The sequence below is a fragment of the Rhodococcus sp. JVH1 genome (assembly GCF_000280725.2).
GTDB classification, from domain to species: domain Bacteria; phylum Actinomycetota; class Actinomycetes; order Mycobacteriales; family Mycobacteriaceae; genus Rhodococcus_F; species Rhodococcus_F jostii_A.
The window spans coordinates 6,824,823-6,838,064 of sequence record NZ_CP166289.1; the positions used below are offsets into that span (position 1 = coordinate 6,824,823).

Genomic DNA, 13,242 nt, shown 5'->3' on the forward strand with positions numbered 1-13,242 from the left:
GAATCGGAAACTCTGTTACGTGGTCGGGATCATGAACAGCAGGGTGCACACGGCGATCGAAATCCCGAACAGCGCGATCATCACGGCGTAACCGAGGTTGCGCCGGCGGGGTGAGATCGCCGGGTCCATCCACCACCCGAACACCTTGAACGCCGCCGGAACCGCCCACCAGCCGAGGATCTGGGTGGTGACGAGGTTCCCGACGAACAGGGCGACGGCGATCGGAACCCCGTGCGCCTCGATGAACGGTGCGCTGACGAAATGGCCCCAGATCACCACCAGCGGATACAGCACCAGCAGGGCCAGGAGATTGCTTCGGGCGACGGGCACCGGGGGCGGCTCGTCTCCGCCCGCGCCGCGGAACCAGAAGTCGAAACCGTAGCTCGCTTTGCGGATTCGGAGATTCTTGTTGAACTTCTCACCCTCCTTCAGGAGGGCGGCCCGCTCGGGTGAATCCATCCACGCCGCCAGGTTGTCCTCGGTGTCGAAGCTCAGCACGATCGTCCAGTCCTCGGTGATCCCCTGCACCGGTCTCTCGACCTTGTGCCCCCGGAAACCCCGGAACCCCGCCTCGGCGGCGGAGATCTTGCGCTGCCAGTCCATGAACGCCGACTCGTCCTCGGGGTCGACGTGACAGGAGATGACCACCGACGTCGCCGACTGCTCCCGGGTCTGCTCGCCGGTGAGCAGGTGGACGTCCTCGTTGCCGATGAAGGCATGCTTGATCTCGGCCACGAGTTCCGTCCGGCGGTCGCTGTCGAGCCACGCGCGGGCGTCCTCGATGGTGGCGAACCGCAGTACGTCCACCCAGTCGTCCTGCACGGGCGGCGACGGCGGCACGATGTCCTGATCGATGAAACCCGGAACCGTCGCGAGGGCCTCCGCCGCGTGTTTCTGCCACCGTGCGTAGTCGGCGTAACTCGCGTCGTCGATCCGGCGTTGGAAGATCACCGACACCGGGGACGCGGCAGGGCTGCGCGGGTGTGAATGCGGCACGTGAGGTCACCTCCGTTCTGGTCGTGGTGCGGGTGCGGCGGAGGGAGAACCCTGGGACCGCCGGGTGGACGTGGTGAGGAGCAGCAGGATCCCGGCTCCCGCGCCCAGGGTCAGGTACAGCCAGCCCAGCGGTGCCTGGCTGTTCTCCGGCAGCACTCCGGCGACGGCCATCGCCGCACTGACGACGAGATAGCAGGCCGCGGTGACGACACCGCCGATCAGTCCGAGGTTGCGGGTGAACAGTCCGAGGGCCAGCCCGTACATCTGCGGGCAGAGCACTCCGCATCCGGCGAGCGCGAGGCAGGCGCCGATCGTGATGGCCGGTGCGGTGACGACGGACAACCCGGCCGTGACGGTGAGTACGAGTGCGCCCGACACGAACACCCACCACGCGCCGAACGCGAGCCGGCGGGTTCCGACCCGAACAGCCAGCGCACTGCAGGCGAGTTCGCCGAGGAGGTTCGCGCCGCCCACGACCAGCGCCACCGCACCGTAGGCGGCAGGGGAGAAGCCGAGGATCTGCTGGTACAGGAAGGGAGCGACGACACCGAAGACCATCTGAGCGGACGCCATCAGACCGAACACGAGCACGAACCCCACGAAGATGCGGTGACGCAGGGCCGCACCCAGCACCCGCGCCGCGGCGCCGACGTCGACCGGTGCCCGCAGATCCGGCGGAAGGGTCTCCGGCAGTCCCGCGACGACGAGGGGAACGGCGAGCGCCGCGAGAAGCGCGATCAGCCCGAACACCAGACGCCACGAGATGAACTGCACCAGTACCCCGCCCACCGCGGGTGCGAGAACGGGTGCCAGCCCCCACGCGGCCCCGAGGAGACCGGACACGGATGTGAGCCGGGCGCCGCGGTAGCAGTCGGCGGCGATCGCGTAAGCGAGGACGAGGCACGCGCACCCGCCGATACCCTGCACGAATCTCAGACCGAGCAGCAGTGTGATGTTCTGCACGAGTGCGCATCCCACGCTGGTGACGACGAGGATCGCCAGGCAGGTCACCAGAGTTCGTTTGCGGCCCACCGCATCCGCGATCAGGCCGACCGGAATGAACGCCAGACTCATGCCCAGCATGTAGGCGGTCACCGTGTTCTGCACGACGGCGGCGGACGCGTCCAGATCGAGCACCATCTGCGGCAACGCCGGAGTGTAGATGTCGAGCGGGATCTGGCTGAGCGGAATCACCAGCAGCAGAATGACCACCACACGGCGCGGAACCGGAACACCGGACGACGTCGTGGGCACTGACATCCCGCATCACCTGCTTCTCGACCCGAGGGGGCTGGAGAACGGAGCAAGTATCCCGTAAGGCTCCGACCGCACGTTTCGCAACGGTCCGCGTGGTCGGTTCCCTGGATCATACGACGCGGCCCGCGGCGCCCGGGCGGGTTCCGGACCGCCCGGCAGGGGGCCGAGACACCACACGGCGGGGGCCGGCGTCCGTCGTAGGCTGAATCCCCCATGTGACGGACAGGAGACTCAGGTGGCCGAGACGGCGCTGACGGAGACCACGGTTGCCCAGGTGATGGCCGAGCTGGCCGAGCTCGAGGACCCGAGGGCACGCGAGGTGAACGAGAAGCACGGTGACGATCACGGGGTGAACCTCGGCAAGCTGCGCGCGCTCGCGAAGAGGCTGAAGACGCAGCAGGAACTCGCGTACCGGCTGTGGGAGACGGGTGACACCGCGGCACGACTGCTGGCGATCCTGATCTGCCGCCCGAAGGCGTTCGAGCGTGACGAGTTGGACGCCATGCTGCGCGAGGCGCGCGCACCCAAGGTGCACGACTGGCTCGTGAACTACGTGGTGAAGAAGAACCCGCACGCCGAGGACCTGCGCCGGGCGTGGTCCGTCGATCCGGATCCAGCGGTCGCCGGTGCCGGCTGGGCGCTGACCACCGAACGCGTGGCGAAGAAGCCCGAGGGCCTCGACCTCGCGGGACTGCTCGACGTCATCGAGGCGGAGATGAAGGACGCCCCGGATCGCCTGCAGTGGGCGATGAACCACTGCCTGGCCCAAGTAGGGATCGAACACGCCGAATACCGCGCCCGCGCACTCGACATCGGTGAGCGCCTCGAGGTGCTGAAGGACTACCCGACCTCCCCGGGCTGCACGTCCCCGTTCGCGCCCATCTGGATCACCGAGATGGTGCGCCGACAGGGCGGCGAATAGACGGTTCGACCCGACGACCGCGGCGGCCACCTGCGGACCGGACGCAGAAGAGCCCACCCGCGCCGCGATCGGTGTCGTGATCGCGGCGCGAGTGGGCTCGACTGAAGCTACCGACTCACACGTCGTAGTACAGCTGGAACTCGTAGGGGTGCGGACGCAGGTTGACCGGAGCGATCTCCTGCTCACGCTTCAGCGAGATCCACGTCTCGATCAGGTCGGACGTGAACACGCCACCCTCGGTGAGGTAGTCGTGATCGGCCTCGAGGCGATCGATGACGGCCGACAGGCTGGTGGGAGCCTGCGGGATGTTGCGGGCCTCCTCCGGCGGGAGCTCGTAGAGGTCCTTGTCGACGGGAGCCTGCGGCTCGATCTTGTTCTTGATGCCGTCCAGGCCGGCCATCATCTGCGCCGCGAAGTTCAGGTAGGGGTTACCCGAGGAGTCGGGGGCGCGGAACTCGAGGCGCTTGGCCTTCGGGTTGTTGCCGGTGATCGGGATACGCACGGCCGCCGAGCGGTTGCGCTGGCTGTACACGAGGTTGATGGGGGCTTCGTAGCCCGGCACCAGACGGTGGTACGAGTTGATCGTCGGGTTGGTGAAAGCCAGCAGCGACGGTGCGTGGTGCAGGATGCCGCCGATGTAGTGACGCGCCATGTCGGACAGACCCGCGTAGCCGGCCTCGTCGTGGAACAGCGGCTTGCCGTCCTTCCACAGCGACTGGTGGACGTGCATGCCCGAGCCATTGTCGCCGAACAGCGGCTTCGGCATGAAGGTGGCCGACTTGCCGTGCTGCCAGGCGGTGTTCTTCACGATGTACTTGAACAGCTGCAGGTCGTCTGCGGCCGCGAGCAGCGTGTTGAACTTGTAGTTGATCTCCTGCTGGCCGCCGGTGCCCACCTCGTGGTGGCCGCGCTCGAGCTCGAAGCCTGCGTTCTGCAGGTTGGTGGAGATCTCGTCGCGCAGGTCGACGTAGTGGTCGTACGGAGCGACGGGGAAGTATCCACCCTTGGGGCGGACCTTGTAGCCCAGGTTGGGGCTGCCGTCGGCGTTCACGTCGTTGCCCGTGTTCCAGGAACCCGAGATGGAGTCGAGCTCGTAGAACGCCCCGTTGATGCCGGAGTCGTAGCGGACCGAGTCGAAGATGTAGAACTCGGCCTCGGCGCCGAAGAAGGCGGTGTCGGCGATGCCGGTCGACTTCAGGTATTCCTCGGCCTTGCGCGCGACGTTACGCGGGTCGCGGCTGTAGGACTCACGCGTGAACGGGTCGTGCACGAAGAAGTTGATGTTCAGCGTCTTGGCCGCGCGGAACGGGTCGAGCTGGGCGGTGGCGACGTCGGGGAGGAGCATCATGTCCGACTCGTGGATCGACTGGAAGCCGCGGACGGACGAACCGTCGAACGCGAGGCCGTCCTCGAAGACGTCCTGGTTGAACGCGGACGCCGGGATCGAGAAGTGCTGCTGCACGCCCGGCAGGTCGCTGAACCGGATGTCGACATATTCGACGTTCTCGTCCTTGATGAACTTGATGACCTCTTCGGCCGTGGTGAACGCCACGCTTGTGCTCCTTAAGTCGCTTCAGCCAAGTGGATATTGGCGAATTCGTCGAGCCAGACGGTAAGGACTTGGTGTTGCCCGCTGGTCAACCTTTTGTTTCGCCCGTGTTACGCGTCGAATCTTCCTGGGCTTTTACACCGGCTGTGACTGCGCACACAGCCCAAACGTCCGGTGTGAGGTCCTCGGAGAGGCGACGCCTATCCTGGACAGCATGGCACGTATCACCGGTTCCTGGCTTTCCGGACCTTCGGCCGCACTGCCGAACGGCGCGGACGAGACGACGCAGTCCTTCCGGGGCGAGCGCCTCGGATTGCAGGCGGAAGGTCCCGGTTCACTCGCGAGCACGGGACGCCGTCTCGCCGCTCTGATGATCGACTGGGTGTCGTCGGCGGGCGTCGCGGCACTGATCATCGGCGACAACTTCTTCGAGGGTCCGTTCTCGACCGTCACTCTGCTCGTGTGGTTCGTCGTCGGGGTCGCCACGGTGTCGCTGTTCTCGTTCACACCGGGGCAGCTGTTCCTCGGCATGCAGGTGGCGCGGGTGGACGGACCCGCCCGTGTCGGCTTCGTCCGGGCCCTGGTGCGTCAGGCGCTGCTCGTGTTCGTCGTGCCCGGAACCATCACGGACATCGACGGTCGTGGCATGCAGGACCGGGCCACCGGCACCGCCCTGATCCGCACGCGCTGACCCCTCGGAACGTCTTCCGCCCGATGTCGGATCGACATCGGGCGGAGTAGTGGGGCGACAGGCTTCTAGCGACGACGGATGGTGCGCTGCACGCCACGCATCTTCGCGCCGCCGGGCATCGGACCCTTGGGCAGTGCGGCGCCGCCACCGCGGCTGCTGAGCGCGGCGAGCCGCGACTCGATGGCGTCCATCCGCTTGGTGTCAATGTTCTTCGGGAGCTTGTTCAGGTGCTTCTGCAGCTGCGACAGCGGGACCTGGCCCTCGTCGTTGCCGATGACGATGTCGTAGATCGGGGTGTCGCCGACGAGGCGCGCCGTCTTCTTCTTTTCCTGGGCCAGGAGCGACTTCACGCGTTGCGGCGACCCCTCGGCGACGAGGATGACGCCGGGTCGCCCGATCACGCGGTGAACGGCGTCGAGCTGCGTGGTGCCGGCGACCGCGCTGGTCACGCGCCAGGAGCCCTGCATGTTGTCGAGTGCCCAGGCGGCCGCGCCTGCCTGGCCCTCGGCCTTGCCGTACACCGTCTTCTGGACGCGCCGGCCGAAGATGATGAACGCTCCGAGCACGCCGAGGAGGAGACCGATCGGGAGAAGGAACCACTGGAGGCCCCAGATCAGACCGACGAGGAAGAACACCACCGCGAGTCCGATGAGCGTGCCGAGCATGAGCGGCAACAGCAGCTTGTCTTCCTTGCGCTGCATCTGGAACGCCTGCCAGAGCTGAGTTCTGCGTTCCTTCGACGCCTGCCTGCGGGCTGCCTTGGCGGCTGCCTTTGCTTCTTTGCTGGGTTTGCCCGCTTTACCGGATTTACTGCCGTTCGCCATGCTCTTCAGGATACGTCCCTGGCCGTGCGCGGTGATGACCCGTCCGGTGTCGACCACCGCGCACGCGTGGAGGTCAGCGGGCGAGCCGCGCCATGAGGGAACTCGCCTCCTGCGACGCATCGCCGCTTTCGGTGAGATGTGCCTGTCCTGCAGGCAATTCGCGGCCGTGGTGGGCCATCGCCTGCGCGTAGAGGCGGCCGGCGCGGTAGGAGGAGCGGACGAGGGGTCCGGCCATGACGCCGGCGAATCCGATTTCCTCGGCGGTCTTGGAGTGCTCGACGAACTCTTCGGGCTTGACCCACCGCTCGACCGGGTGGTGGCGGGGGGAGGGGCGCAGGTACTGGGTGATGGTGATGATGTCGCAGCCGGCGTCGTGCAGGTCGTGCAACGCCTGGGTGACCTCGTCGGGGGTTTCGCCCATCCCGAGGATGAGGTTGGACTTGGTGACGAGGTTGTCTTCGCGGGCGGCGGTGATCACGTCGAGGCTGCGCTGGTAGCGGAACGCGGGCCGGATCCGCTTGAAGATGCGGGGGACGGTTTCGACGTTGTGGGCGAGCACCTCGGGGCGGGTGGAGAACACCTCGGCGAGCTGATCGGGCTTGGCGTTGAAGTCGGGGATGAGCAGTTCGACGCCGGTGCCGGGATTGAGCTGGTGGATCAGGCGGACGGTTTCGGCGTAGAGCCAGGCGCCGCCGTCGGGGAGGTCGTCGCGGGCGACGCCGGTGATGGTGGAGTAGCGCAGTCCCATCGCCTGGACGGATTCGGCGACGCGGCGGGGTTCGTCGCGGTCGAGGTCGTCGGGTTTGCCGGTGTCGATCTGGCAGAAGTCGCAGCGGCGGGTGCATTGTTCACCGCCGATGAGGAAGGTCGCCTCGCGGTCTTCCCAGCATTCGTAGATGTTGGGGCAGCCGGCTTCTTCGCAGACGGTGTGCAAACCCTCGCGCTTGACGAGGCTCTTGAGCTCGGAGTATTCCGGGCCCATCTTCGCTCTCGTCTTGATCCAGTTCGGTTTGCGTTCGATCGGAGTCTCCGCATTTCGGATCTCGAGGCGGAGCAATTTGCGTCCTTCTGGGGCCACAGTCACGCGGTCGATGGTACGCCCGGCCCGTCGCACCCGGCGGGCCGGGGAGCGGTCGTCAACCGTACTGAACAGTAGTGAAGGTGGGAGCGGAGGACGTCGTCCCGGCGGCGGCGGAGTCGAACGTCACCCGCTCGATGTCGTGTTCGGTCACCGGAAGTTCGCCGTCGAGGGCGGCGACGACAGCCGCAGTCACGGCAGGCGTGACCTCCTCGACTGTGACGTCGCGGCCCAGTTCCCGCGACAGCGACGTGACCCCGGCGTCGCGGATACCGCACGGGATGATCGCGTCGAAACCCGTGAGAACGGAATTGCAGTTGAGCGAGAAGCCGTGCAGTGCCACACCACGCTGTACCCGCACCCCGATGGCCGCCACCTTGCGCTCGGGCAGCCACTGCCCGTTGTCGAAGGACGCAGGCAGCCACACACCGGAGCGGCCGTCCACCCGGCCGCACACGATGCCGAGGTCGGTGCACACGGTGATCAGCGCCTGCTCGAGCCGGCGCACGTACCGCACGACGTCGACCGGTTCGGCCAGCTTGACGATCGGGTAGCCCACCAGCTGTCCCGGACCGTGCCAGGTGATCTTCCCGCCGCGGTCGACGTCGATGACGGGAGTGCCGTCGGTCGGACGGTCCTCGGGTTCGGTCCGGCGCCCCGCGGTGTAGACGGCCGGGTGTTCGAGCAGGAGCAGCGTGTCGGTGCCCACGTTCTCGGCGCGTTCGGCCGCCAGCTCGCGCTGTCGATCCCAGGCGTCGACGTACCCGATCGTGCCGAGGTGTTCGACGGAAATCGGGGAGGGGCTGAAACGGGCGGATTGTGTCGCGCTGCTCATGCGCTAGAGGTTACGCCGGGGGCAGCCGAGGCACCGCCACGACCTGGGTTCACCGCACGAGAGCGGCGTCGAGCGCTTCCCCGATGGTGTTGTGCCGGAACCGGAATCCCGCATTCTCGAGCACCGTGGGTATCGCGCGCTGTCCGGCCAGAATGCCTTCCTGCGCGAACTCTCCGACCAACGCACTGAGGGCGAACCCGGGAACGATCCACGGCGCGGGGCGATGCAGCGTCCGCGCGACCGCGCCGTTGAACTGGGCGTTGGTGACGGGCGCCGGACCGGTGACATTCACGGGACCGGCGACGTCGTCGCGGGCGAGGACGAACTTGATCGCATCGACCTCGTCCTCCAACGAGATCCACGAGAGGTACTGGCGGCCGTTGCCGAGCCGGCCGCCGAGCCCGAACGAATACAGTGTCTTCAGCCTGCCGAGCAGGCCGCCGTGAGGGGAGAGGACGATGCCGCTCCGCAGCAGAACCGTCCGGACCTTCGAGGTGTCGGCGGGGGCGGTCGCGGCCTCCCAGTCGCGGCAGGTGTCCGCGAGGAAACCCGTCCCGGAGGGCGAGGTCTCGTCGACGACCCGGTCGCCGGTGTCGCCGTAGTAGCCGACCGCGCTCGCATTCACGAACACGGGCACTGCGGCCTCGGCGACACCCTCGGCCAGGACGTCGGTGGCGGCGATGCGGCTGTCCCGGATCAGTTGTTTGTACGCCCCGGTCCAGCGTTTGTCGCCGACCCCGACGCCGCACAGATTCACGACCGCGTCGGCATCCGCGAGGATCCCCGTGTCGATCCTGTCCTTCTGCGGATCCCAGCGCGACTCGTCGGGACCCGCGGACGACCGGCGGACGAGGCGGACGACGTCGTGACCGTCGCCGCGGAGAGACGAGACGAGAGCGGTGCCAATCAGCCCGGAGGAACCGGCGATGACCACTCGCATGTGCAACAGCCTCCTTCACAGCGCAGGGGCACCATCCCTGCTGGAAATGGTGCCCCTGCGAAACTACGTACGGCTCGAAGTCCGGTGTCGGATCAGAGCCCGAGGTCGGCCTCGAACGCTCCCTGCTCCAGACGCTGCTTGATCGTGGTCAAGAAGCGGCCGGCGTCGGCACCGTCGACGAGGCGGTGATCGTAGGTGAGCGGCAGGTAGCACATCGAGCGGACACCGATGCTTTCACTGCCGGACTCGTCGGTCACGACCACGGGACGCTTGACGATCGCACCGGTTCCGAGCATCGCGGCCTGCGGGGGCACGAGGATCGGGGTGTCGAACAGGGCGCCCTGGCTGCCGATGTTCGTGATCGTGAACGTGCCACCGGACAGCTCGTCCGGCTTGAGCCCACCGGAGCGGGCGCGCTTGGCGATGTCCGCGATAGCGCGGGCCAGTCCGGCCAGCGACAGGTCGCCGGCGTTGTGGATCACGGGGGACAGCAGGCCCTGGTCGGTGTCGACCGCGATGCCGAGGTGCTCGGCGTCGTAGTACGTGATCTGCTTGTTCGCCTCGTCGTAGCTGGCGTTGATGTTCGGGTGCGACTTCAGCGCCTCGACGACGGCCTTCGCGAAGAACGGGAGGAACGTGAGCTTGACGCCCTCGCGCTCGACGAAGGTGTTCTTGGCCTGCGCGCGCAGAGCCGCGATCTTGGTGACGTCGACCTCGAAGGTCTGGGTGAGCTGCGCCGTGGACTGCAGCGACTCCCGCGTCTTCGTGGCGGTGATCTGGCGAATGCGGTTGGCCTTCTGCGTGGTTCCGCGCAGGTGGGCAAGTTCGGGGCGGACCCCGGCGGAGGCGGCTGCGGGAGCAGCGGCGGCGGCCGGTGCGGCAGCAGGCGCGGCAGCGGCGGCCGGTGCCTTCTTGGCCTCGGCGGCGGCGAGGACATCCTGCTTACGGATACGGCCACCGACTCCGGTGCCCGTCACCGAGGACAGATCGACGCTGTTGTCCGCAGCGAGCTTGCGCACCAGCGGAGTGACGTACGGGGTGCTGTCTCCGGACGTGGCCGCGGGAGCGGGCGCGGCGGCTGCGGGAGCCGGCGCGGATGCGGCCGGTGCCGGGGCACTCTTCGCGGGTTCGGGCTTCGCGGGCTCGGGGGCCGGAGCGGGCTCGGGGGTCGGCTCGGGCTTCGGTTCCGCGGCCGGCTTGGCGGCGGGTGCACCCGAACCGATGACGGCGAGCTGACCGCCGACGGAGACGGTGTCGTCTTCCTCGGCGCTGATCTCGAGGAGAGTACCGGCGACGGGGGACGGGATCTCCGTGTCGACCTTGTCGGTGGATACCTCGACGAGCGGCTCGTCCACGGCAACCTCGTCGCCGACGGCCTTGAGCCAGCGGGTGACGGTGCCCTCGGTGACGGACTCGCCCAGTTCGGGCATCTTCACGGCGGTGCCCTCGGCGGAACCGTTGCCGGATGCTGCGGGCGCAGGCTCGGCGGCCGGCGCCTCCGCGGCCGGCGCCTCCGCGGCGGGAGCCGGTTCGGCGGCGGGCTCTTCGGCGGCGGGTGCGGGAGCGGAGTCGGAGGCAGGAGCCTCACCGGCGTCGCCGATCACGGCAAGCTCGCCACCGATTTCCACGGTGTCGTCTTCCTGAGCAACGATCTTGCTGAGAACGCCGGCCACGGGAGACGGGATTTCCGTGTCCACCTTGTCCGTGGAGACTTCGAGCAAGGGTTCGTCAACTTCGACCGTGTCTCCTTCCTGCTTGAGCCACCGCGTGACAGTTCCCTCGGTGACACTCTCACCAAGCGCTGGCATCTGGACGGAGAAGGCCATGTCTTTTGACTCCTCGACAGTTGTGTTCGGGTTGTTGAATTTTGTCGACTTGTGGTCGTGAACCATTGTGCTTCGAGATGCACGTGTCTTGCGTCTACTTGCAGGTAATTCCGATTCGTCGTCACCCACTCGCTGTGTCGGCGCTCCACATCTTTCCATTGATCCGGCGGGCGTGTCCGCCGAGGGGCACCCGTCGGGGACTCCGGTGTGTCGCGACGTAATCGCTACCGGCCAGTAGTTTTCGTGTGCCGCGGAAACCGGGCGTTCGCTGGCAAACTTGGAGGACAGTCGCCGGCATCGCCGGACGCACGCACTCGAGGAGGCTCGACGTGGGGTTGTTCGACCGATTCTCGCGGCCTCGGTCCGGCCGATCTCAGGCGTCCCCGGAGGACGCCGCGTATCTCGCGAACTGGACTCGCACGCACCTCGGTGTGGAGGCCTACGTGGAGCCTCGGACGACAGTGACGGAAGTCACTGTCGTGCTCGTCGCGGCGGACGGCGAGTGGACCCGGCGCCGGGTGGGCGGTGAACGCGGCGCCCGCAAACTCGGCGAGGATCTCCGCATCCCCGTGTACGACGTCCGCAAGACCGGCTACCCGCAGCGGATGCGTGACCACGACGCGCGGCGCCGCATCGAGCGCAAACGGGAACGCGAGCGCGACCTGTAGGCCCTTCGGGCCCGTGCGCCTTTCTGGTAGCTGCAACAACGAGAAAGGCGCACGGGCGCGGAGCGCCTATCCGTTGGCGGCGATGTCCTCGATCACCGAGATCATGGTGCGCACGGGCACGCCGGTGCCGCCGCGGCCGGTGTATCCCCACGGTCCCGACGAGTTGTAGGCCGGTCCGGCGACGTCGATGTGCGCCCACTGGACGCCGTCGGCGACGAACTCCTTCAGGTACAGGGCCGCCGCGAGCATGCCGCCCCAGCGGTGGTTGGTGACGTTGGCGAGGTCGGCGACCTTCGAATCGAGGTCCGAGCGCAGTTCGGCGGGCATCGGCATGGCCCATGCGTTCTCGCCGATCTCCTGGGAGATGGCGGCGACGCGGTCGCGGAACTCGTCGGTGCCCATGACACCGGGCGTCCGGTTCCCCAGCGCCACCATCTGCGCGCCGGTGAGGGTTGCGGTGTCGATGAGGTAGTCGGGGTCGTCCTCGCACGCGCGGACGATGGCGTCGGCGAGGACGAGGCGTCCCTCCGCGTCGGTGTTGATGACCTCTACCGTGGTTCCGCCGTATTGGGTGAGGACGTCGCCGGGACGCTGCGCGGTGGACGACGGCATGTTCTCCGCCATCGGGACGGTGGCGGTGACGTCGACGGGCAGACCGAGCTTGGCGGCGAGGACCACGGTGGCGACAACGGCTGCGGCGCCGCCCATGTCGGACGTCATGTTCTCCATGCCTGCGGCGGGCTTGATGGAGATGCCGCCGGTGTCGAACGTGATGCCCTTGCCGACGAGCGCGACCTTGGGGGCGTTCCGCTTCTTGGCGGAATAGCTCAGCCGAACGAGTCGCGGCAGCCGGGACGAGCCCTTGCCCACCCCGAGGATGCCGCCGTACCCGTTCTTTTCGAGCGCCTTCTCGTCGAGGACCTCGACCTTCAGTCCGGCATCGGTGCCGAGAGCCTTTGCGCGGTCGGCGAATTCTGCGGGGAAGAGGTGGCTCGGGGGAGTGTTGACGAATTCGCGGGCGGTGGCGACGGCTTCGGCGATCGCCGCGGACCGCGCCAGGGTCTCCTTCGACTCCTTCGCGCGCGGCGACGAGACCAGCAGCTCCACCCGCGAAACGGGCTGTGCGTCGAGGCCGGGGGCGGATTTCGCGGACTTGAATTCGTTGAACCGGTACGCGCCGAGGGCGAAACCTTCGGCTGCCGCACCGAGATCGAGTACGGACAGGGTGGTCGCGACGGTGCCCACACCACTGAGCGACCGCGCCGCGGCGCCCGCGGACTTACGGATCTGCTCGGCGTCGAGCTTTTCGGCCGAACCGAGCCCGACGGCGAGCACGCTGTCGACCGGAAGCGTGTCGGGTGCAGGGATGCGGGTCGTCTCCTCCGCCTTGCCGGAGGCCCCCACCGCGACGAGTGTGTCGAGCAGACCGGTCAGCACCGATTCGTCGACGATGCCGTCGCCGAGCGCGATTTCGGGGCCGTCCGAGGCCGACGTCAGCCCGATCACCAGCACGTCCACCCGCTTGCCGACGGTGCCGGCGAGGGCGAGTTGTGGTCCGAGGGGTCGGGCTGTGTGAGTGCTCACGGTGTCTCTCCTGCAGCGGTTCGGGATCGGGTGGTGTCGGATGGCCGACGTCCGTCCCGATGGTAGTGCTCG

Annotated in this window: 12 protein-coding genes; 3 read left to right on the forward strand and 9 right to left on the reverse strand. The window is 67.7% G+C overall.

Annotated elements, in window-relative coordinates:
* Positions 1-15: 15 nt before the first annotated feature.
* Together JVH1_RS31920 and JVH1_RS31925 are read right to left on the reverse strand one after the other, a co-directional pair.
* Positions 16-996: an antibiotic biosynthesis monooxygenase gene (locus JVH1_RS31920; RefSeq protein WP_009473803.1), complete on the reverse strand. Its 981-nt coding sequence runs from the start codon at positions 994-996 to the stop codon at positions 16-18.
* Positions 997-1,002: 6 nt separating this feature from the next.
* Positions 1,003-2,256: a multidrug effflux MFS transporter gene (locus JVH1_RS31925; RefSeq protein ID WP_009473802.1), complete on the reverse strand. Its 1,254-nt coding sequence runs from the start codon at positions 2,254-2,256 to the stop codon at positions 1,003-1,005.
* A gap of 232 nt (positions 2,257-2,488) precedes the next feature.
* Here JVH1_RS31925 and JVH1_RS31930 point away from each other — a divergent pair, with 232 nt between their 5' ends.
* On the forward strand, positions 2,489-3,175 hold the full coding sequence (locus tag JVH1_RS31930) for a DNA alkylation repair protein (RefSeq protein WP_009473801.1): 687 nt from the start codon (positions 2,489-2,491) through the stop codon (positions 3,173-3,175).
* A gap of 115 nt (positions 3,176-3,290) precedes the next feature.
* On the opposite strand, the gene glnA is transcribed toward JVH1_RS31930, so the two are convergent.
* Positions 3,291-4,727 carry a type I glutamate--ammonia ligase gene (gene glnA, locus JVH1_RS31935; RefSeq protein ID WP_009473800.1) on the reverse strand — a complete coding sequence of 479 codons (1,437 nt, stop codon included), beginning with the start codon at positions 4,725-4,727 and terminating at the stop codon, positions 3,291-3,293.
* Between the two features lie 211 nt (positions 4,728-4,938).
* On the opposite strand from glnA, the gene JVH1_RS31940 reads away from it, so the two are divergent.
* Complete coding sequence (locus JVH1_RS31940) at positions 4,939-5,415, forward strand: RDD family protein (RefSeq protein WP_009473799.1); 477 nt, start codon at positions 4,939-4,941, stop codon at positions 5,413-5,415.
* Between the two features lie 65 nt (positions 5,416-5,480).
* Here the strand turns inward: JVH1_RS31940 and JVH1_RS31945 are convergent, their stop codons facing one another.
* The 5 genes from JVH1_RS31945 to sucB form a co-directional block, all read right to left on the reverse strand.
* A complete protein-coding gene (locus tag JVH1_RS31945; protein ID WP_005247752.1) occupies positions 5,481-6,239 on the reverse strand; it encodes a DUF4191 domain-containing protein in 759 nt (252 codons plus the stop codon).
* Positions 6,240-6,312: 73 nt separating this feature from the next.
* Positions 6,313-7,323, reverse strand: coding sequence for a lipoyl synthase (gene lipA, locus JVH1_RS31950; RefSeq protein ID WP_005561159.1), 1,011 nt, complete (start codon positions 7,321-7,323; stop codon positions 6,313-6,315).
* Positions 7,324-7,375: 52 nt separating this feature from the next.
* Positions 7,376-8,152: a lipoyl(octanoyl) transferase LipB gene (lipB, locus tag JVH1_RS31955; protein WP_009473797.1), complete on the reverse strand. Its 777-nt coding sequence runs from the start codon at positions 8,150-8,152 to the stop codon at positions 7,376-7,378.
* 49 nt (positions 8,153-8,201) lie between these two features.
* Entirely contained in the window at positions 8,202-9,092 is an 891-nt protein-coding gene (locus tag JVH1_RS31960; RefSeq protein ID WP_009473796.1) for a TIGR01777 family oxidoreductase, read from the reverse strand.
* Between the two features lie 92 nt (positions 9,093-9,184).
* Positions 9,185-10,918: a 2-oxoglutarate dehydrogenase, E2 component, dihydrolipoamide succinyltransferase gene (sucB, locus tag JVH1_RS31965; protein ID WP_043778206.1), complete on the reverse strand. Its 1,734-nt coding sequence runs from the start codon at positions 10,916-10,918 to the stop codon at positions 9,185-9,187.
* Positions 10,919-11,247: 329 nt separating this feature from the next.
* On the opposite strand from sucB, the gene JVH1_RS31970 reads away from it, so the two are divergent.
* A complete protein-coding gene (locus JVH1_RS31970; protein WP_009473794.1) occupies positions 11,248-11,586 on the forward strand; it encodes a hypothetical protein in 339 nt (112 codons plus the stop codon).
* Between the two features lie 66 nt (positions 11,587-11,652).
* Here JVH1_RS31970 and JVH1_RS31975 read toward each other — a convergent pair whose 3' ends face one another.
* Positions 11,653-13,170, reverse strand: a complete 1,518-nt coding sequence (locus JVH1_RS31975) for a leucyl aminopeptidase (protein WP_009473793.1) — start codon at positions 13,168-13,170, stop codon at positions 11,653-11,655.
* Between the last annotated feature and the right edge of the window lie 72 nt (positions 13,171-13,242).

Bases quoted from the DNA above. Each gene is read 5' to 3' on its own strand.
- JVH1_RS31925 (WP_009473802.1), bottom strand. From the start codon at position 2,256: ATGTCAGTGCCCACGACGTCGTCCGGTGTTCCGGTTCCGCGCCGTGTG.
- JVH1_RS31940 (WP_009473799.1), top strand. From the start codon at position 4,939: ATGGCACGTATCACCGGTTCCTGGCTTTCCGGACCTTCGGCCGCACTG.
- JVH1_RS31945 (WP_005247752.1), bottom strand. From the start codon at position 6,239: ATGGCGAACGGCAGTAAATCCGGTAAAGCGGGCAAACCCAGCAAAGAA.
- lipB (WP_009473797.1), bottom strand. From the start codon at position 8,152: ATGAGCAGCGCGACACAATCCGCCCGTTTCAGCCCCTCCCCGATTTCC.
- JVH1_RS31960 (WP_009473796.1), bottom strand. From the start codon at position 9,092: ATGCGAGTGGTCATCGCCGGTTCCTCCGGGCTGATTGGCACCGCTCTC.
- sucB (WP_043778206.1), bottom strand. From the start codon at position 10,918: ATGGCCTTCTCCGTCCAGATGCCAGCGCTTGGTGAGAGTGTCACCGAG.